17 protein-coding genes are annotated in these 18,555 nt (G+C 71.7%); 7 read left to right on the top strand and 10 right to left on the bottom strand.

The genetic code is table 11. The features are described from left to right. Positions 1-142 precede the first annotated feature (142 nt). Positions 143-622 (top strand): hypothetical protein, encoded by a 480-nt coding sequence (locus tag HG543_RS03090; protein WP_169343127.1) that lies wholly within the window; start codon positions 143-145, stop codon positions 620-622. 166 nt (positions 623-788) lie between these two features. After that, positions 789-1,088 carry a hypothetical protein gene (locus HG543_RS03085; RefSeq protein ID WP_211193694.1) on the top strand — a complete coding sequence of 100 codons (300 nt, stop codon included), beginning with the start codon at positions 789-791 and terminating at the stop codon, positions 1,086-1,088. 98 nt (positions 1,089-1,186) lie between these two features. Here the strand turns inward: HG543_RS03085 and HG543_RS03080 are convergent, their stop codons facing one another. The 3 genes from HG543_RS03080 to HG543_RS03070 all read right to left on the bottom strand — a co-directional run bounded on the left by HG543_RS03080 (position 1,187) and on the right by HG543_RS03070 (position 4,259). Further along, the gene (locus HG543_RS03080; RefSeq protein WP_169343126.1) at positions 1,187-2,656 is read right to left on the bottom strand and encodes a S28 family serine protease; all 1,470 of its coding nucleotides are present in this window, start codon (positions 2,654-2,656) and stop codon (positions 1,187-1,189) included. A 138-nt stretch (positions 2,657-2,794) separates the two neighbouring features. Then, positions 2,795-3,472: a DUF1361 domain-containing protein gene (locus HG543_RS03075; RefSeq protein ID WP_343073258.1), complete on the bottom strand. Its 678-nt coding sequence runs from the start codon at positions 3,470-3,472 to the stop codon at positions 2,795-2,797. Positions 3,473-3,608: 136 nt separating this feature from the next. Beyond that, positions 3,609-4,259 carry a hypothetical protein gene (locus tag HG543_RS03070; protein WP_246356709.1) on the bottom strand — a complete coding sequence of 217 codons (651 nt, stop codon included), beginning with the start codon at positions 4,257-4,259 and terminating at the stop codon, positions 3,609-3,611. Positions 4,260-4,424: 165 nt separating this feature from the next. On the opposite strand from HG543_RS03070, the gene HG543_RS03065 reads away from it, so the two are divergent. Beyond that, entirely contained in the window at positions 4,425-4,823 is a 399-nt protein-coding gene (locus tag HG543_RS03065; RefSeq protein WP_169343123.1) for a hypothetical protein, read from the top strand. A gap of 241 nt (positions 4,824-5,064) precedes the next feature. Here HG543_RS03065 and HG543_RS03060 read toward each other — a convergent pair whose 3' ends face one another. From HG543_RS03060 to HG543_RS03045, 5 genes are all read right to left on the bottom strand, one after another. Continuing rightward, positions 5,065-6,207, bottom strand: coding sequence for a S1 family peptidase (locus HG543_RS03060; RefSeq protein ID WP_343073257.1), 1,143 nt, complete (start codon positions 6,205-6,207; stop codon positions 5,065-5,067). A 357-nt stretch (positions 6,208-6,564) separates the two neighbouring features. Beyond that, complete coding sequence (locus HG543_RS03055) at positions 6,565-7,119, bottom strand: hypothetical protein (RefSeq protein WP_169343121.1); 555 nt, start codon at positions 7,117-7,119, stop codon at positions 6,565-6,567. A gap of 29 nt (positions 7,120-7,148) precedes the next feature. After that, a complete protein-coding gene (locus HG543_RS54925) occupies positions 7,149-7,496 on the bottom strand; it encodes a hypothetical protein (RefSeq protein ID WP_246356708.1) in 348 nt (115 codons plus the stop codon). A gap of 39 nt (positions 7,497-7,535) precedes the next feature. After that, a complete protein-coding gene (locus HG543_RS54920) occupies positions 7,536-8,423 on the bottom strand; it encodes a hypothetical protein (RefSeq protein ID WP_246356707.1) in 888 nt (295 codons plus the stop codon). A gap of 151 nt (positions 8,424-8,574) precedes the next feature. After that, positions 8,575-9,396: a CheR family methyltransferase gene (locus tag HG543_RS03045; protein ID WP_169343120.1), complete on the bottom strand. Its 822-nt coding sequence runs from the start codon at positions 9,394-9,396 to the stop codon at positions 8,575-8,577. A 986-nt stretch (positions 9,397-10,382) separates the two neighbouring features. On the opposite strand from HG543_RS03045, the gene HG543_RS03040 reads away from it, so the two are divergent. Further along, complete coding sequence (locus HG543_RS03040; RefSeq protein WP_211193693.1) at positions 10,383-12,467, top strand: M3 family metallopeptidase; 2,085 nt, start codon at positions 10,383-10,385, stop codon at positions 12,465-12,467. Positions 12,468-12,492: 25 nt separating this feature from the next. Here HG543_RS03040 and HG543_RS03035 read toward each other — a convergent pair whose 3' ends face one another. Further along, positions 12,493-14,127 (bottom strand): R3H domain-containing nucleic acid-binding protein, encoded by a 1,635-nt coding sequence (locus HG543_RS03035; protein ID WP_169343119.1) that lies wholly within the window; start codon positions 14,125-14,127, stop codon positions 12,493-12,495. A 309-nt stretch (positions 14,128-14,436) separates the two neighbouring features. Between HG543_RS03035 and HG543_RS03030 the strand changes: the two genes are divergently transcribed. From HG543_RS03030 to HG543_RS03020, 3 genes are all read left to right on the top strand, one after another. Beyond that, on the top strand, positions 14,437-16,137 hold the full coding sequence (locus HG543_RS03030) for a DUF1592 domain-containing protein (protein WP_343073256.1): 1,701 nt from the start codon (positions 14,437-14,439) through the stop codon (positions 16,135-16,137). Then, complete coding sequence (locus HG543_RS03025; protein WP_169343117.1) at positions 16,134-17,489, top strand: DUF1552 domain-containing protein; 1,356 nt, start codon at positions 16,134-16,136, stop codon at positions 17,487-17,489. The genes HG543_RS03030 and HG543_RS03025 overlap by 4 nt, the downstream gene beginning before the upstream one ends. Before the next feature lie 104 nt (positions 17,490-17,593). Continuing rightward, positions 17,594-18,271: a CAP domain-containing protein gene (locus tag HG543_RS03020; protein ID WP_169343116.1), complete on the top strand. Its 678-nt coding sequence runs from the start codon at positions 17,594-17,596 to the stop codon at positions 18,269-18,271. Between the two features lie 67 nt (positions 18,272-18,338). Here HG543_RS03020 and HG543_RS03015 read toward each other — a convergent pair whose 3' ends face one another. Continuing rightward, positions 18,339-18,542, bottom strand: a complete 204-nt coding sequence (locus tag HG543_RS03015) for a hypothetical protein (RefSeq protein ID WP_169343115.1) — start codon at positions 18,540-18,542, stop codon at positions 18,339-18,341. Between the last annotated feature and the right edge of the window lie 13 nt (positions 18,543-18,555).

Below are 18,555 nucleotides of genomic sequence, written 5' to 3'. Positions count from 1 at the left end.
AACCACCCCAGCCGGCCGGGCGGGGGCCGCCCCCTTCCACCCCACTTCCAGGGTGGGACGCGTGTAGATCCGCGACATTGCTGGACTTTTGTTCAGTCCTCCCCCGCCGGGCGGGCAGGGGGCCGGGGCCTGGCGGCAGGGCATGTCAGACCGCCCCAGTATGAGTGGTCCCGTGAGCCACTCGACCTCGCCCAGTTCGCCGTCGCGTGTCCTCGAGCAGCGCAACCTGCTCGGGGGGATGGACCTCATGCCCGTTCTCGGCCGCGGGGGCCGGAAGCGGGGCCGCAGCTTCCACATCGCGTCCACGGGCCGCATCGGCTTCGCCGCGGCGCTGGCGCTGGTGGTGGAGCATGGCCGGCAGAAGGCCAAGGAAATCGGCGTCACGTCCCTGAGCCGTTGCCCGCGCTGCGGCCACGTGGGCCCCACGGAGCAGGACTTCGGCTACCGCATCATGAAGAGCGGGCGCCGGCCCCAGTCCTGGTGCCGCGGTTGCCGGGGCCTGCACCTGGAGCCGTCCGAGGCGAACACCACGGTGTCCGCGCCCGCCGAGGGCTGGCTCTTCCCGCCCGAGAGCACCACCAGCACCCGCCCGCCGCGCAAGGGCAAGCGCTCGTCGACGTAGGGCACGGCCCCGCTCCTGCCGGGCCCCGCGTGAAGGGCCCTCTTCCTCGATGAGGATGGCGCGGCCGGAGAGCACCCAGGCACGCGGCGTGGCCCCCGTCCCGTTCCCTGGAGGGGGATGGAAAAGCCGGGGCGCCGTCCTTACCTCTCCACGGAAGGAGGGCATCATGGCCGTGCGGACGAAAGTGGCAGGTATCAAGAACAAGCGGCGGGTGGATGCGCACGCGGCCCAGCCCAGCGTGCAGGCCAGCAAGGGGCGCAAGACGCTGCCCCGGGACGACGCCGCGGCGCTGCGCCGTCAGAAGACGCTGGAACGCGTGACGCTGGGCCCGGCCGCCGAGCTGCACGAGCCCAAGAGCAACCGTCGCCGGTCGACGACGCTCAAGGGCCGCAAGAAGGCTCCCAGCGAGATGAACGTGAAGCACACGGGCGGCCCCAAGAAGCGCCTGCCCCTCCACGGCGGCTGACGGCCGGGGAGAAGCGAAGCACGCGAAAGCAGGAGGACACCGCTCCCGCCCGGAAGAGAGCCCGGGCGTCGGGGCGGTGTCCGCATGTCACCTTCCCGCTACAGCCGGAAGCGCGGCCACATGAGCTCGGGGGCCGCCGCCTTCGCGGCGCGCTCGACCGCCAGGGCCGGGGCCTCCGGCGAGCTCACGCCCATCCACGCGCGGAGGCGCTCCACGGCAAAGGTCCGCTCGGGCTCCGGGAGCTGGCCGATGTTCGCCCTGTGGTTGCCGCCCGGCACGTAGAAGCGGAACGCGTCATTGCGCTCGCGCACCGAGAAGGCGCTCGCGGACCAGGGGTCGTTCTCTCCGTAAACGAAGAGCATCCGCTCGCCGCGGCTGCGCACCCAGTGCTCCACACGGAGCATCAGCCCGTGGTCGAACCGCTCGCGCACGGGGAAGGACAGGTACGCGCGGGGCTCGTCCTCACCGGGGTAACGCAAGAGGCCGCGCAGGTGCCGGGTGGGGAAGCGCGTCCAGCCCAGCTCCGTGGCGGACTGGTAGTAGTAGGCCGCGTAGAAGTCGAGCTCCACGTCGCCGTAGGTGAAGGCGATGCCGGTGATGCCATCCAGGAAGAAGAAGGTCTCCTCCGCGAGCGCGCCGGGCGCGGGGATGTACGAGCAATAGAGTTCGCCGGCGTACTGCCAGAAGTAGAAGGACGTCTCGACGGCGGCGAACTCCAGGGCGCGGTCCGCGCCGCCAATCGTCTCGAAGCCCGTCTCCCAGGTGGTGGCCAGCGCTTCCACGAAGGGCCGCAGCTCGTCGCGGCGCTGGAGCACGTCTTGCTGGAAGGCCTGGAGCTTCGCGCGGCAGTCCGCGGTCCCCACCACGTGGTCGAGGAAGAAGGCGTAGCGCGCGTCATCCAGCCCGTGGCTGTTGGGCGTGACGTACGGCACGGTGGCGTCCACGTCGTCCGGGTAGAAGTAGCGGTGGTACACGGCGGCCATGCCGCCCTTGCTGCCGCCGGTGGTCAGCCAGCGCGCGCCGTACAGCGGCTTGAAGGCCTGGATGACGCGGTGGTAGTCGCTCGCGGCCTGCCGGATGTCGAGCAGCCTCCAGTCGTTGGAGTCCGGCCGCGAGGTGCCGAAGAAGCGGTGCTCCAGCATGAGCTGGTTGGCGCCGAGCAGCGCGGTGGGCTCGGTCTCGACGGGAGCGTCGATGATGCCGTAGCCGCTGGAGGCGAGCACCACGGGCGCCTCCACGGAGCGGTGCAGGAGGTTCACCCGCAGCTGGAAGCGCTCTCCCAGGGGACGCGTGTGGTTGGCCGGCAGCTCGAACTGCATCCGGAAGAAGCGCGTGCCCGGGAGGGGCGAGGGCTGCTCGTCGAGGATGGTGAGGCCGGGAATGGCCTGCAGCCGCGCGAGGATGTCCTCCGCGTCCGCCACCGCTTCCAGCGTGGCCACCGCTTGCGCTGACGGCTCCGGGGCGGCGGGCTCCACGACGGCGGTGTCACCACAGGCCTGCGACAGCAGCGCGGCGGCAAGCAGCCAGGCCGCACCGAATACACGGGCTCCTTCCGACAACGGCTTCATTCACGCTCCAGGGAGGGGGGACGTCGGTTGGGTACTGAATGCACGAGACGTGACGCGATACCGCCGCGCCGCGCGCGCTCCAGACACCGGGGCGTGAAGGAAGTTCCGTCGCTACGGCCCGCGCAGGGCCTTGTCGCCCTACGCGGCGCGGCGGCAGCGCAGGCGCGTGGCCACCGCCTCGAAGACGGCGTAGGACAGCAGCACCAGCGCGGCGAAGACGACGGTGAGGCGCGTCAGGTGCGGGAAGGCGTCGGGCTCGCGCAGGTGCGCGGCCATGGCGGACAGCAGGCGCCCGGGCTCGGAGAGCACGTCCCAGCTGTTCCACCGCTCCACGCGGCCCAGGTAGATGCCGTAGCCACACAGCACGGACGTGACGGCCACGAAGGCCCAGGCCCGGGCGCGGCCCCAGCGCCGCTCCAACCACTCCTTCCAGACCTCCAGCGACAGCAGCCCCATCAGCCACCCCGTGGCGGCGAACAGCGCCAGCAGCGCCGCGTCGAACCAGAGCGGCACCACCGGCCGCTGGCGCAGGTGGATGAAGTCCGTGAGGAGGTAGGGCGCATTGGGGAACAGCGCGAGCCACCCGAGCGCCAGTGGAGTCAGGAGCCACCCGTGGCCCAGGCCCCGCGCCATCAGCAGGCGCGCGCACAGCGACAGCGCATAGGGCACCCCCGCCAGGAACAGGTTCCAGGTGAGGAAGGCGTAGCTGGCGCGCTCGCTCCAGTCGAGCCGGAGGGCCAGCAGCCCCACCGCGGCGGCGGTGCTCAACAGCACCGGAAAGACGCCATGGCGGCGCAGCACGGACCAGAAGGACACGGTGGCGGGTGGGCTCTTTGTCATGGTGACAGTGCGGTGAGCGGGCCGCGCACCGTGGCCGGGAGACCACGGTGGAGACCCGAAGGGAAGCGTGTCCACGGGCTCAAGCAACGTCCAGGCCAGCGACCAGGGGGCCTCAGGGCTCGGGGGGCCAGAGCGCGCTGACGCTCGGGTCCTCGGCCAGGTAGACGGCCCAGACGCGCTCACCGGGGCGCCGCTGCGCGTCAGTGACGTGAGGTGACGGCACGCTCCCCTGGATCGTCTCGCCGTGGACGGTGAAGACGTACCCGAGTTGCACCACGCGCCCGGCCTGCAGGGACGGCACGGCGTGGCGTTCGACGCTGGTCAGCACCGCCGGGGCGGGCAGGCCCCAGCGCAGCGCCTGGAGACGGCGCTTCTGCTCGCGGCGCAGGGCCGCCGGCCAACCGGAGCGTCGGAGCAGGAAACCCACGCCGAGGAAGATGGCGGTCATCAACAGCAGGGGGCGGAGGAAGCCGAGCGCCACCGGCAGCATCAGCGCGCCCAGCGCGAGGAAGAGCGTGCCCAGGTCATGGTGCGCGCGCAGCTTCGGCCGGAGCACGGCGCGCCGCTGTGCGCGGGTGAGCCGGCGCGGAGGCAGTGGGGGCCGGGGTCCCCGCGAGGCCTCCAGCGCCTCCGCCAACGAGGCGCCACAGGCCTCGCAGCGCGCATCCGCGCCGATGGGGACGGCGTGCGCGCAGGCCGGACACACGAGGCGCGGCTCCACGGGGTCCGGCGCGTCGAGTGTCAGCGGTGGGGGGCGGCTCAAGGTGACAGCATGGGAGCACCGGGGCGCGTACGTGCGCAACCTCGTACCCGGGTACGGCGGGGATGTGGAGTGGCGCGCAGCGGACGCTTGCGCTGGGGCACGCTCGCCCCGCCGCTCCCTGGCATCCAGGGAGGTTCATCCCTACCTGAGTGCCTGGGAGGTTCCATGCCTGAGAAGACTCGAGCAGTGCGCGTGAAGAACGCGAAGAAGAAGGGCACGACGCTGGCGCTGAAGCCCACCGACGTGGGCGAGGCCTACGGGGAGAGCACCCACAAGGCGAAGAAGAGCGGCCGTCGGGCGACGGGCACGGCGGAGTTCGAGGACCGCACGGTCAGCCCGCGTCGGCCGCCGGGGCGTGGCCTGACGGCGCGGAGCAAGAAGCTGCCGGTGCCGGAGCTGGGCAGCAGCACGTCGCGCCGCAAGACGCTGCCGGCCGAGGCCGCCGCGGCCTACCGCAAGGAGGGCACCGCCAAGCGCACCACGGGGCGCGGGGACACGACGCCGCTCAAGGCCGGCAAGGCCTACAAGAGGAAGGGCGCGCGCAAGACGAGCATCCGCGCCTGAGCCCTGGCGCGGCAGGCACTCGCACGCGGTGCCCGAACCCGAGGCCGGCGGGCTCGATCGGAACGGAGCGTCCATTCCGCGAGGGAGCCCGGAGCCAGCGGGCCCACGTGGAATGGTGGTTCCGTTCCAGGCAGGCGCCGGGAGCAGGCCTGGGCCCCGCGATGGGCGGGCACGGCGCGGTGCCGTGCGTGGCACTCAACCGCGAAGGCGGGAGTCCTCCACGCCCCGGATGGGAGAACGCCTACCGCCGCGCGGACACGCGGGCGCGCCTGACGAGCCCCAGCACGAGCGCGAGCAGGCCGGGGCCCCCGGGGCCGGGCACGCTCGCACAGCCGCCCGAGCCTGCCTCGGGTCCGGCGGGTGCCTCCGGCTCCGGGTCGGGTGGCGGCGCGGCGCATGGAGTGAAGCAGCGACACGCCTCCGCTCCGTCCGGCTCCAGCCGCGCGCACACGCCCGTGCCGCACGCGGCATCGTCCGCGCACGACGCGCCGTAGTCCCCGGCCTGGAGCGCGGGAAGCATGCAGCGGCCCGGTCCCCCCTCCACGGAGACACAGGCGAGTCCGGACGGGCACTCCTCGTCACGGGCGCACGTGGCGCCGCAGAGATTCCCGGATGGAAGCGTGGGCACACCGGGTGCCGGCGCCTCCGCGAGGAACGGGCGGATGAAGCCGTCGAGCAGCGCGTCCACGCGCACGTTGAGGGCCTCGCTCCGGCAGGCGACGTCGCCGCTCACGGTGAGCCCCGCCAGCACCTCGCGCGCACCGTCGCGCAGGAGCACCGGGCCCCCGCTGTCCCCCACGCAGCTCATGCTCGGCGCGGGGCTGGCGCGAAACGCCGCGGGCTCCACCTGGGCCACCGTCAGGGTTCCCTGCCGGCGGCGGCCCGCGAGAGCCTCGGCGTCCCTCGTGTCCCCGTAGCCGACCACGCGCGCGGAGGCACCGGGGACGAGGGCCGTGTCCGCGGACTCCGAAAGCGGCAGGGGCGTCACGTCCAGCGGCGCCGCGAGCCGCAGCAGCGCGGCGTCATACGCATGCGTCCGGGCGTCGTAGTCCGGGTGGGGAATGGCGCGGGTGACACGCGCGAAGCGACCCCGGGTCTCCGGCTGGGGTAGCAGGACCTGTCCGACGTAGACCTCGTATGGCCCCTCGGGTCCGAAGATGGCGAGGCAGTGCGCCGCCGTCAGCACCACGTCCGGCGCGATGAGCGCTCCGGTGCAGAGCAGCACCGGGGACTCACCCGTGCACCGGGTGCGGCGGGCGATGAGCGCCACCACGGCATCGTCCCCGGGCGCGTCCGTCCCCTGCACGATGGGCCGCGTCGTCTCGCGCGAGGAGGACGGGAGCAACTCCTCCACCGTGGGCTGGCAGGCGGAGGCAAGCAGCACGGCAACCCACGTCAGGACGAGGCACCACGGTCTGCCCCGAGCAGCCACACGTCGCGGGTACGAACGACGGGCCAGGAGCAGGAGCGCCATCGGCACGAGGCTCCACGAACCTCCCTCGGCAGCCACACGAGAAAGTCGCGGGGAACGGTCCCTGCCGAGGCTCGTTGAATCAGGCATCACGAGAGCGCTCCTCATCATCGCGGCGCTTGCGAGCAATGAGTTCGGGCTCTCCCGCCACCGGCATCGCGAACCGACGCAACGAAGCGCGGCGACGCGAGTTCGAACCCGGGTGGCTCACTCCCGGCCTCCGCGTGCCAGCGCGGCGCGAGCGAAGCCCGCCGCGACGCGACGCGAGCCTCATTGCGCGGTCGACTCTTCCTTCGCCGCCTCGCTCAGCTCCTGGATCTGCTCCCGCAGCTCGTGGAGCCGGGCCCGGTTGCGCTGGATGAGCGCCTGGAGTTGCTGGCTCCGCCGCTCGTCACCGCGCGCCTCGGCCTCCTCGCGCTCGCGCTCCAGGCGCTCCACGTCACGCCCGAGCAGCGTGGTGATGTGCGTCGTCTTCTCCAGCCGCCACTGCGCCGTCTGCGGCAGCTCCTCGGGAATCGCGTCGTTCTCCTGCGCGGGCGCGCCCTCCACCTCCGGCTCGGGCGCCACGTCCCCGGGCTGCGATGGCACCACCGTGGCCGCCGGCACCGGCGACTCCGCGCTCGCGAGCACCGGCTCCGCCCGCTCACGCGCGGCGGACGGCTCGGGCACCGGCTCCGGCGCGGGCGGCGCGGCCTCGGCCACCGCGGGCGGAGCCGCCACGGGTGATTCCCGCTGAACACCCGAAGTCGGCCACAGCGCCACCGCCACCAGGGCCGCGGTGAGCGCCGCGCCGGCGGCCAGCATCAGACGATAACGATTCTTCATGTCTTGCCCGCCGGAGCGTACTCCAGTTCTCAGAACCGCACGCGCCAGGCGCCTGCCTGCCGCTCCACGCGCAGGAGCCACGGCTCCTTGCGCTCCTCGCCCCCATTGGCGATGCGCGCCCGGACGATGACCGCCTCCGGGTCCCTCCCATCCACGGTCGACCCGAGGATGCCCACCAGCGAGACGCCGTGCTCACGCAGCTCGCGCACCGTCTCCTCGCAGGGCCGCGCGCTGCCCCCGGTGGCCAGCAGCGGCTGCAGCGCCGCGCAGTCCTCCGAGGGCAGCGCCGCGAAGAAGCGCCGGACGGATTCCTCCGCCGCGCGCGTCTTCGAGGACGCGGACGAGCACGCGAGCGCGGCCATCAGCGCCACACCCATGCCCGCCCGTCTCCACTTCGAGCAGCCGACCGTCATCGCTCAGTAGCAGTTCGGCGCGAACAGCTCGTCGTCGCTCGCGGACGCGAACTGGTCATCGCAGTACGCGCTCGCCAGGGCGTGGCCGTTGCGCACGCAGCCGTCGTGGTTGGTGGCGTCCAGCGTGTACTGGGTGTCACCGCCGCAGCCGCCGCCGCAGCGGCCGAAGCAGTTGCCGATGACCTTCGGGCGGTACCAGTGGTCCGGCTCGCCGCACACCCACGAGCCGCCGCTCATGTAGTACTCGTCGCCGCTGCACGAGAAGTGGTCGCCGAGCTGGGCAATCTGCTGGTTGTTGCCGTACTCGAAGCCGCCCTTGTTGCAGTCGTGCTTCGCGTACGAGTACCAGTTGTAGTACCCGCCGCAGCTGCCCGTGTAGGTGCCATTGCAGCGCGCGTAGCTGCACAGCATGGTGTAGCCGCGGCCCTGCTCGCCCATCACCGTGCGCTTCAGCTCCACGGTGGAGGGGTTCTGCGCCCACAGGCCCACCGCGCGCCGAAGGTACATGGCCTCCGGGGCCGCCGCGTCACCAGCGGGCAGCTCCGCGTTCAGCGCGCCGTACAGCGCGGAGAGCAGCTCGCGGTCCGCGTCACCCAGCTGCGTGTCCGTGGCGCCCTCGTCCGCGAAGCCATCCATCGTGGACACGCCGCTGGCCGGGTCCATCAGGCCGGTGAGCGTCATCCCGCGCAGCCGCACCTCCAGCCGGTACACACCCGGCTCCACCTCGCGCGAGGCGAACGAGACCTCGCTGCCGCCCTGGGCGAAGGTGCCGCTCGCCTCCGACGACAGCGTCAGCCCGTCCTGCTTCGCCTGGGGCGCCTCGCCCCCATTCGCACCACCACAGCCCCACAGCATCCACGTCGCGACCGCGGTACACAGCGCCTTGCGCATATCGTTGCCTTCCCTCCGGCCAGGGGATTGGCCCCAAGAGAGACATCGGTGGTACCGGGCACCCGAGACACGCTCAAGGCGGGGCGCGTCACACGCGGTTGATACATGGTTCATGTTTCACGGGTGCGCGCGGACCCGGTTCCAAAGGGCCTCAGCGCGCGGCGCGTCGAAACACAGGCAGTGGATCCGCGGCGCGCTCCAGGTCTGAGTCATGTTCGGGAAGTGACTCATGCCCGCCGATGACGAGCAGTCCTCCCGGACCCAACCGCGCCACCAGCTTGTTCAGCACCTCGCGCTGCAGCGGCGGCGCGAAGTAGGTGAAGGCCACGTTGCGGCACAGCACCAGATGGAAGGGCCCGTCCGGCATCTCCGCGCGCAGGTCCTGGCGGAGGAAGGTGACGCCTTCGCGGAAGCGAGGGGCGAGACAGGGCTCGGAGCCGGGCTCCGGAAAGGCGGCGTGGGCCCACTCCGCGGGCAGCTCGCGCAGGGAGCCTCGCGGGTAGCAGCCCCTTCGCGCGCGGGCGAGCAGCGCTTCGTCCGCATCGGTGGCGACCAGGTCCAGCCGCGCCTCGGGAAAGCGTGGCTGGAGCCCGAGCTGGAAGAGGACGCTCACCGTGTAGGGCTCCTCGCCGGAGGCACAGCCGGCGCTCCAGACGCGGAAGGCGGGCTCGCCTCGGGCGAGTGACTGCTCCAGCAGCGCGGGGAGCAGGTCGTCCCGCAGCACGTCGAAGACGCGCTGGTCTCGATAGAAGCGGGAGATGGTGACGCGGCAGAGCGAGTCGAGCACGTCCCACTCGCTGGAGTCCGCCTCCAGCCGCGCGCGGTACTCCGCGGCGCCCGACAGTCCCAGATCCTTGAGCCTGCGGCCGATGCGCTTGCACACCTGCCCCCGGACGCGGCGGAAGCCGTCCCAGCGCAGGCGCAGCCGGGGCGCGGCCCACTGCAACAGCTCCACGCATTCGCGGTCCGTCATCGCGTGCACCTCCCCTCTTGCTTGTCTGGCCGTGGCTTCGGTCCCTGAGGAGAACATGCGCCCCGCCCATGCGGAATGGAGGCTCCATTCCGCACGGCCCCGCACCAGCCCGTGCTTCCGGGGCCCCTCGCACCGGAGGACGCGCCCCGATGCGGAATGGAGGCTCGATTCCGCGGCTCCGCACCGGCCCGAGCGACTGGGACTCCACGCTCCGGGGGCGGCCCGCCGATGGGGAATGGAACTTCCATTCCGCGCGGCCTTGCACCGGCCCGAGCGACTGGGACTCCACCCTCCAGGGGAGACCCGCCGATGCGGAATGGAAGTTCCATTCCGCGGCTCCGCACCAGCCCGAGCGTCTGGGACTCCACCCTCCAGGGGAGACCCGCCGATGCGGAATGGAAGTTCCATTCCGCGAGGCTCCGCACCGGCCCGAGCGACTGGGACTCCACGCTCCGGGGGCGGCCCGCCGATGGGGAATGGAACTTCCATTCCGCGCGGCCTCGCACCAGCCCGAACGTCCGGGCTTCACGCCCCCGAGAGCGCGATCCGCCGATGGGGAATGGAACTTCCATTCCGCGCGGCCTCGCACCAGCCCGAACGTCCGGGCTTCACGCCCCCGAGAGCGCGATCCGCCGATGGGGAATGGAACTTCCATTCCGCGCGGCCTCGCACCAGCCCGAACGTCCGGGCTTCACGCCCCCGAGAGCGCGATCCGCCGATGGGGAATGGAACTTCCATTCCGCGCGGCCTCGCACCGGCCCGAGCGTCCGGGCTTCACGCCCCCGAGAGCGCGACCCGCCTCGGAGGGCGGCGTCTCCACCGGGCGCATCCGGCGCGGGCGTACTCCTTCAAGCTCGGGAAGCAGCCGCCCATCCCATCCTCGGGTGCCCCCCCGCCATGGCCCGCCTGCCCCACCGGCGAGCGGAAGGCGCCGGGATGTGGCATGACGCTCTGGCGTTTCCGTTGGATTCGGAGGACCCACGCCCTTGAAGAGACTCACTGCCCTCACCCTCTCCGCCGCGCTGACCGCCGCCGGCTGCACGCACGGCACCGCGGCCACCGAGCCTGCCCCCCAGCAGACCCAGCAGGCCCAGGCTCCCGCCACGCCCCCCGCGGCGGCCGAGCCCCGCCAGACGCCTCCGCCTCCTCGCGGCTCCGACCTCCTCGCTGGCACCGCGGAGGCCTTCACCGCCGCCTGCGACGCGGACCTCGAGACGGCCCGCACCCAGGTGGCCGCGCTGAAGAAGCTCGACGCGCGCAAGGACGGCCCGGCCGTGCTCGCCGCGTACGACGCGGCCCTCGGCGCGCTCATCGCCGCCGCCAACCGCTCCAGCCTCGCCCGCGAGGTGCACCCGGACGCCGGCTTCCGCGACGCCGCCCGTGCCTGTGAGCAGCGCGTGGACGCCGCCAACGTGGAGCTGTCCCAGGACCGCGGCGTCTACGACACCCTCGTGGCCGTGGACCTGTCCGGCACCGACGGCGCCACCCGCTACTGGATGGAGCGCGCGCTGCTCGACTTCCGCCGCGCCGGCGTGGACCGTGACGACGCCACGCGCGCGAAGGTGAAGGCGCTCAACGAGGAGCTCATCAAGCTCGGCCAGCAGTTCGGGAAGAACATCGCCGGGGACGTGCGCACCGTGTCCCTCACCCCGAAGGAGCTGGACGGCCTGCCGGAGGACTTCCGCAAGGCGCACGCGCCGGGCAAGGACGGCAAGGTGGCCATCACCACCAACTACCCGGACTACATCCCCTTCATGACGTACGCGAAGGACGGCAAGGCGCGCGAGAAGCTGTGGCGCACCTACCGCCAGCGCGCCTTCCCCGGCAACCAGCAGGTGCTCGAACAGCTCATCGCGAAGCGGCACGAGCTGGCCACGCTGCTGGGCTACGAGAACTGGGCCGCGTACACCACCGAGACGAAGATGACGCGCACGCGCAAGGCGGCCACGGACTTCATCGACCGGATGGCCACCGCCACGGAAGCCCGCGCGAAGCAGGAGTTCGCGGAGCTGCTCGCGCGCAAGCGCAAGGACGTGCCCGGCGCGAAGGCGCTGGAGCCGTGGGACCAGGACTACTACGAGGACCGGCTGCGCGCCGAGCGCTTCGGCTTCGACTCGCAGGCCGTGCGTCCCTACTTCGAGTACGGCCGCGTGAAGGCCGGCGTCATGGACATCACCGCGCGCATGTGGGGCCTCACCTGGCGCAAGGTGGACGACACGAAGGTGTGGCACTCCGAGGTGGAGGCGTACGACGTGTTCGACGGGAGCACGCTCCTGGGCCGCATCTACCTGGACATGCACCCGCGTGACGACAAGTACAAGCACGCCGCCCAGTTCGACCTCGTCGCGGGTCAGGCCGGCAAGCGCTACCCGGAGGGCGTCCTCGTCTGCAACTTCGCCCGCCCCGGCGAGCTGATGACGCACGACGAGGTGGAGACCTTCTTCCACGAGTTCGGCCACCTGCTGCACACCGTCTTCGCGGGCCACTTGAAGTGGGCCGGCATCGCCGGTACCCGCCTGGAGTGGGACTTCGTGGAGACGCCGTCCATGCTGCTCCAGCAGTGGGCGGGCAACCCGCAGGTGCTGACGGAGTTCGCGAAGCACCACCAGACGAACGAGCCGATTCCCGCCGAGCTGGTGGAGAAGCTCCGCGCGTCGAAGGAGTTCGGCAAGGGGCTGTGGTCGCGCCGGCAGCTCTTCCTGTCCGCGGTGAGCCTGGACTACTACTCGCGCGAGCCGGGCTTCGACACGACGAAGGCGCTGGTGGCGCTCCAGCAGAAGCTCAGCCCCTTCAAGCACGAGCACCGCGACGGCACCCACTTCGAGGTCGCCTTCGGGCACCTGGATGGGTACTCGGCGGCGTACTACACGTATCTCTGGTCGCTGGTCATCGCGAAGGACCTGGAGACGGCCTTCCAGCAGCACGGGTACCTGGACCGTGAGACGGCGATGAAGTACCGCCGCACCGTGCTGGAGCCCGGCGGCTCCAAGCCCGCCTCCGAGCTGGTGAAGGACTTCCTCGGCCGCGAGCACGGCTTCGACGCCTACAAGGCGTACCTCGACCGGAACTGACCTTCCGGCCACGGCCGGGGGGCGCCTATGCCGTCCCCTCGGCCTCCTCCTGCGCGAGCGCGGCGTCCACCTCCGCGCCCAGCGGGTAGATGGTGAGGTGGCGCACCGGCTCGCTGCCGTGGCTCACCGCCTCCAGGTGGTAGCGGCTCACCAGCCGGTGCTGCAGCTTGCGCAGCCTCGGCGGGCGCGGCGCCAGCGGTACCGAGACGCCCTCGCTGAGCACGCGCTCAATCGCGTGCTCCACCTCGGCCACCGCCTCGCGCACCTGGTCCTCGTCCACGCCCTCCACCACGTGGAAGGCCGTCTTCAGCACGCGGCGCAGCTCCGCGGAGCTGTTGCGCTTCACCACCTCCACGCGCGCCCCCGTCTTCTCCGCTGTGCGCCGCAGCCGCGGGTCATTGGCCCGCGAGCGCAGCGTCACCACCATGTCCGCCGCGTCCAGCCGGCTCACCAGCCGCACGTCCACCGCCAGCTCCCGCAGCACCTTCGTCAGCAAATCCCTGCTGACGGCGTGCGCGTAGACCTTCGTCGTGCCGCCCATGCCGGGCGTCCGCGCGTGGACGTTCTCCGCGCCCCTGACTCCCAAGGTCCCCGGCGGCCCCGCCGTCCGCCCCGGCCGCAGCGCGGGCAGCGGTGACGGCGCCGCCTTCGTCTCCACCACCTCCACCTGCCCGGAGACGGCGTCCTGCTTGCGGCGCTCGCCCCCCACGTCCATGCCCGCCAGCAGCCGGTCCACCGAGTCCGCCGTGTCCGCGTGCACCAGCACCTCGTCGCGGCTGACCATCTCCACCACGATGTCGAAGGTGGGCGGCGCCTTGCGCTCGCTGATGGTCTTCTGCGTGTTGCGCCGCCGCGCCTCCTCGTCGCTCAGCGTCACCGTGTGCACCCCGCCCACGAGGTCCGACAGGGTGGGGTTGAGCACCAGGTTCTCCAGCGTGTTGCCGTGCGCCGTGGCCACCAACTGCACGCCGCGCTCGGCGATGGTCCGCGCCGCCGAGGCCTCCGCCGAGGTGCCAATCTCGTCGACGATGATGGCCTCCGGCATGTGGTTCTCGACGGCTTCAATCATCACGTCGTGCTGCCGGTCCGGGCGGGACACCTGCATCCGCCGCGCGGCGCCAATGCCCGGGTGCGGCACGTCGCCGTCGCCGCCAATCTCGTTGGAGGTGTCCACCACCATGACGCGCTTGCGCAAATCATCCGCCAGCACGCGCGCCACCTCGCGCAGCTTCGTCGTCTTCCCCACGCCCGGCCGCCCCAACAGGAGCAGGTTGCGCCCGGAGCCGATGAGGTCCTTCAGCATGTCGATGGTGCCGAAGATGGCGCGCCCCACCCGCAGCGTCAGGCCCACCACCTTGCCCTTGCGGTTGCGGATGGCGGAGACGCGGTGCAGCGTCCGCTCGATGCCGGCGCGGTTGTCGTCCCCCGGCGGCCCCACCTGGGCCAGCACGTGCTCCAGGTCCTCCCGGAGCACCGGCTCCTCGCGCAGCCGCTCCACCCGGTCCACCAGCCGGGCCTCCGGCGGCCGGCCCAGGTCCATCACCACCTCCAGCACCTGCTGGGGCGGCAGCGCCCGGACCGCCGCCTGCAACGGCCCCGGCAGCACACTCACCAACAGCAGGAAGTCGTCGGCGACGGCATCGGCACGCGGTGATGTCATATCCAGGTCCTCGAGGCCCCCTCGGGTAACGGTGTGCCTTCCCCGCTCGCCCCGCAGACCCAACCCGGCCGGGAGGGCACCAGCCGTGCGGCGCCTCTCCCGTCCACGGAGGCTTCCCAGGAAAGGAAATCCACTTCCCTCCCTGTCCCTCGCGGGCGCACCGGAGGCGATGGAGAGCGCACGCCAGCCTGCTTCAGCGACTCCCTTCCGTCCACCACTCCGCACATGGCGTTGGTGAGCGTCTTGCTTACTCCCAGGCGGCCCCGAAGCCGTTGGGGGCATGGGGCGAGTGTGGAGGGGGACGGAGACGTGACACCCAGGTTTCGAAGAAGGCCCGGCTGGCGGCTGCTGGCCGGCGCGAGCTGCCTGCTGCTGCTCGCGGGCTGTGATGGCGACAAGCTACCCCAGGCCCGGGTGCTCCCCGGCGAGGTGCCCGGCCTGGACATCCCGCCACCGACGGATGGACAGAACAACGCCTGCAAGGACGCGGCGAAGGACCCGGGCCGCGTCACCCTGCACCGCCTCAACCGCGCCGAGTACGACGCCACCGTGAGGGACCTGCTGGGTGACACCACCCGGCCCGCTCGCGACTTCCCGACGGACGACCACGGCTACGGCTTCGACAACAACGCGGACGTGCTCAGCATGTCGCCGCTCCTGATGGAGAAGTACTCCGCGGCGGCGGAGAAGCTCGTGGAGGAGGCCTGGAAGAAGGGCACCCTGCGCACGTGCACGCTGGACGCCGCCAACCCGGAGCCGTGCGCCCGGGACATCCTCTCGCGCTTCGCCCGCCGCGCCTGGCGCCGCACCGTCTCCAAGGAGGAGGTGGACCGGCTCCTGGAGTTCCTCGCGCTGGCGAAGCGCCACGGGGACACGCCCGAGGCGGGCGTGAAGCTGGCGCTGCGCTCGGTGCTGGTGTCGCCCCACTTCCTCTTCCGCGTGGAGAAGGACCCGGACCCCAACGCCGCCACGCCCCACCGGCTCAGTGACTTCGAGCTGGCCAGCCGGCTCTCCTACTTCCTGTGGAGCAGCATGCCGGACGAGGCGCTCCTGTCCGCCGCCGAGGCGGGCAAGCTGGGCGACCCGAAGGAGCTGGAGGCCCAGGTGCGCCGCATGCTCGCGGACCCCAAGGCCCAGGCCCTGGTGGACAACTTCGCCGGCCAGTGGCTCTACACCCGCGCGCTGGACTCCGCGGAGCCGGACAAGACGCTCTACGGCGCCTTCAACGAGGGCCTGCGCTCGGCCATGCGCCAGGAGACGCAGCTCGTCTTCCGCGAGTTCATCAACGGCAACCACAAGCTGCGCGACTTGGTGGACGCGCCCTTCACCTATGTGAATGACACGCTCGCCCGGCACTACGGCCTGCCCGCGCCGGGCAGCAGCACGCCGGTGCGCGTGGACCTGTCCTCCTACCCGGACCGCCAGGGCATCTTCGGCCACGGCTCGCTGCTCACCGTCACCTCCAACTCGGACCGCACCTCGCCGGTGCAGCGTGGAGTGTGGGTGCTGGAACAACTGCTGTGCATGGCGCCTCCGCCTCCGCCTCCGGACGTGGAGAACCTGCCGCCGCCCATCCAGCCGAACATGACGATGAAGGAGCGCATGGCGCTGCACCGCAGCGACCCGGCGTGCCAGGGCTGCCACATGCTGATGGACCCGCTGGGGCTGGCGCTGGAGAACTACGACCCCATCGGCCGCTGGCGGCTGCAGGAGGTGAGCGGCGCGCCGGTGGATGCCACGGGTGACATGCCGGACGGCACCATCCTCCACGGGGCCGAGGACATGCGGAGCTTCGTGAAGAACGACCCGAAGCTGCCCTCGTGCCTCACCGAGCACCTGCTCACCTACGCGCTCGGCCGCGGCCTGTCCGAGGCGGACCAGTGCGCGGTGAAGGAAATCGCCGCCACGGCCGAGGCCAGCGGCGGCCGCCTCACCGACTACATCCTCAGCATCGTCCTCAGCGACCACTTCACCCACCGGCGCGGCGAGACGGAGGTGCGCCAGCCATGAGCAAGAAGTTCCAACTCTCCCGGAGGACGTTCCTGCGCGGCGCGGGGGCGCTGATGGCGCTCCCCGTCCTGGAGGGAATGCTGCCCGCCACCGCGCGGGCCCAGGCCCAGTCGGCCATCGGCTCCGCGCCCCGGAGGCTGGCCGTCTTCTACACGCCCAACGGCATCCACATGCCGAAGTGGACGCCCAACGGCACCGGCACGAACTGGGAGCTGACGCCCACGCTCCAGCCCCTGGCGCCGGTGAAGAACGACGTGCTCGTCATCAGCGGACTGGCCAACGACCCGGGCCGGCCGGACGGCGACGGCCACCACGCCGCCGCCACCGCCGCCTTCCTGAGCTGCGCCAAGGCCTTCAAGACGGAGGGTACCGACTTCCGCGCCGGCATCTCCATGGACCAGGTCATCGCCAACCACCTGGCGGCGAGGAAGGCCACCCGCTTCCCCTCGCTGGAGCTGGGCAACGACGCGGGCAAGGGCATCGGCAACTGCGACTCCGGCTACGCCTGCCCGTACGCCAACAACATCGCCTGGGCCGGTCCCACCACGCCGGTGGCCAAGGAGACGCGCCCCAAGGCCGTCTTCGACCGGCTCTTCGCCGGCTTCGACCCGAACGCCACCCAGGCCCAGCTGGAGAAGCGCCGCGCGTACGGCAAGAGCATCATCGACTTCGTGCGCGACGACGCCACCTCGCTGCGCTCGCAGCTGGGCACGACGGACCGGCGCAAGCTGGACGAGTACTTCACCGGCGTGCGCGATTTGGAGAAGCAGGTGGAGGCCATCGAGGCGGACGGGCCGTCGTGCAACCCGGGCATCTCGCCGGACGACAACGAGGACCCGCGCGTGAAGACGAAGGTGATGATGGACCTCATCGTCCTGGCCTTCCAGTGCGACCTCACCCGCGTGGCCACCTTCATGCTGGCCAACGCGCGCAGCAACAAGGTGTACGGCTTCCTGGGCCTGAGCGGCGGGCACCACACGTACTCGCACCACCAGAAGGTGGATGCCAACTACGAGGCGCTCGCCACCATCGACCGGTGGGAGGTGGAGCAGTACGCGTACCTGCTGGAGCGCATGAAGGGCATCCAGGAGGCGAACGGGAAGACGCTGCTCGACAACTCGATGGTGTACTTCTCCAGCGAAATCGCGGACGGCAACTCGCACCAGCACAACAACCTGCCCATCCTCGTCGCCGGCAGCGGCGGCGGCGTCATCACCCCGGGCCGCCACATCCGCTACAACGGGGCGCCGCTCGCCAACCTGTACATCTCCATGATGCAGGCCATGGGCGTGCCGGGCATCACCACCTTCGGCGACAACGGCACCGGGCCGCTGCCCGACCTGAAGGCCTGAGTCCCTCCGGCGGCAGGGCGGGCAGGCGGGTGTCCCCCGCATGTCCCGCCCGGCGCGCACGGTTCTCATGCGGGGACGGACGCTCTGGCGCATCATTGCGCCCCATGCGTTCGTCCTCGTCCCTCATCCGCTGGTCCGCACTGCTCCTCCTCACCCCACTGCTCGGCTGTGGTTCGGGAGGCAAGGCGGCACAGCGCCCGTCCACGACGCCCCAGAAACAGCCGGTGACGGCGTCCCGGCAGCGGGCTCCGGCCCCGTCCCGGACTCCGGCTCCGGCTCCGGCTCCGGCGCGCACGGAGCAGCCCCGCTCGGGTCTGCCGTCGGCGAAGGACTTCGAGCGGGACATGGTGGCCGCGCACAACCGCGCGCGCGCCCAGGCGAAGCCCACGCCGAAGCCCGCGCTGCCGCCCCTCACCTGGTCCGACGCGGCGGCGAAGAAGGCCGCGTCCTGGGCGAAGGAGTGCAAGTTCGAGCACAACCCCAACCGGGGCGACTTCGGGGAGAACCTCGCCGCCGCCACGCCCGGCGCGTGGACGACGCCCGACGTGGTGAAGAGCTGGGCGGACGAGGCCGTGGACTACGACTTCATGAAGAGGACCTGCAAGAAGGGCAAGGTGTGCGGCCACTACACGCAGGTGGTGTGGCGCAAGACGACGCAGGTGGGCTGCGCCACGGTGATGTGCAACAAGAACTCGCCCTTCGGCTCGCAGCACCCCACGTGGCAGAACTGGGTGTGCAACTACGCGCCGCCGGGCAACTACATCGGCCAGAGTCCGTACTGACGGCGCCCTGCCCCGCGCGCCCGGCGTCCGGACGGAGGCGTAGAGGCCCCGCGCGATGAGGCGTGGCTCAGCCGCGGAAGATGCGGCGGAGCAACCGGGAGAAGACACTGGAGGGCACGCTCTCCGGCCGTCCCTCGGCCGCCACGCGCTTGCCCTCCAGCTCGACCTTGAGCTTGCGCATGTCCGGCTCGACGGACATGACGCTGAACTCGTCCATGCCCTCGAGCGCCGTGAAGACCTTGCTCGCGCGGCTCTGGGGGTCGTTGCTCATGGAGGCCTCCGGA

This window comes from Pyxidicoccus fallax (genome assembly GCF_012933655.1).
Lineage (GTDB): Bacteria > Myxococcota > Myxococcia > Myxococcales > Myxococcaceae > Myxococcus > Myxococcus fallax.
This window is presented reverse-complemented; position numbering and strand designations above follow the sequence as displayed.

Coding starts and splice junctions, on each gene's coding strand:
- HG543_RS03090 (WP_169343127.1), top strand. CDS start 143: ATGTCAGACCGCCCCAGTATGAGTGGTCCCGTGAGCCACTCGACCTCG.
- HG543_RS03085 (WP_211193694.1), top strand. CDS start 789: ATGGCCGTGCGGACGAAAGTGGCAGGTATCAAGAACAAGCGGCGGGTG.
- HG543_RS03080 (WP_169343126.1), bottom strand. CDS start 2,656: ATGAAGCCGTTGTCGGAAGGAGCCCGTGTATTCGGTGCGGCCTGGCTG.
- HG543_RS03065 (WP_169343123.1), top strand. CDS start 4,425: ATGCCTGAGAAGACTCGAGCAGTGCGCGTGAAGAACGCGAAGAAGAAG.
- HG543_RS03055 (WP_169343121.1), bottom strand. CDS start 7,119: ATGAAGAATCGTTATCGTCTGATGCTGGCCGCCGGCGCGGCGCTCACC.
- HG543_RS54925 (WP_246356708.1), bottom strand. CDS start 7,496: ATGGGTGTGGCGCTGATGGCCGCGCTCGCGTGCTCGTCCGCGTCCTCG.
- HG543_RS54920 (WP_246356707.1), bottom strand. CDS start 8,423: ATGCGCAAGGCGCTGTGTACCGCGGTCGCGACGTGGATGCTGTGGGGC.
- HG543_RS03045 (WP_169343120.1), bottom strand. CDS start 9,396: ATGACGGACCGCGAATGCGTGGAGCTGTTGCAGTGGGCCGCGCCCCGG.
- HG543_RS03035 (WP_169343119.1), bottom strand. CDS start 14,127: ATGACATCACCGCGTGCCGATGCCGTCGCCGACGACTTCCTGCTGTTG.
- HG543_RS03025 (WP_169343117.1), top strand. CDS start 16,134: ATGAGCAAGAAGTTCCAACTCTCCCGGAGGACGTTCCTGCGCGGCGCG.
- HG543_RS03020 (WP_169343116.1), top strand. CDS start 17,594: ATGCGTTCGTCCTCGTCCCTCATCCGCTGGTCCGCACTGCTCCTCCTC.
- HG543_RS03015 (WP_169343115.1), bottom strand. CDS start 18,542: ATGAGCAACGACCCCCAGAGCCGCGCGAGCAAGGTCTTCACGGCGCTC.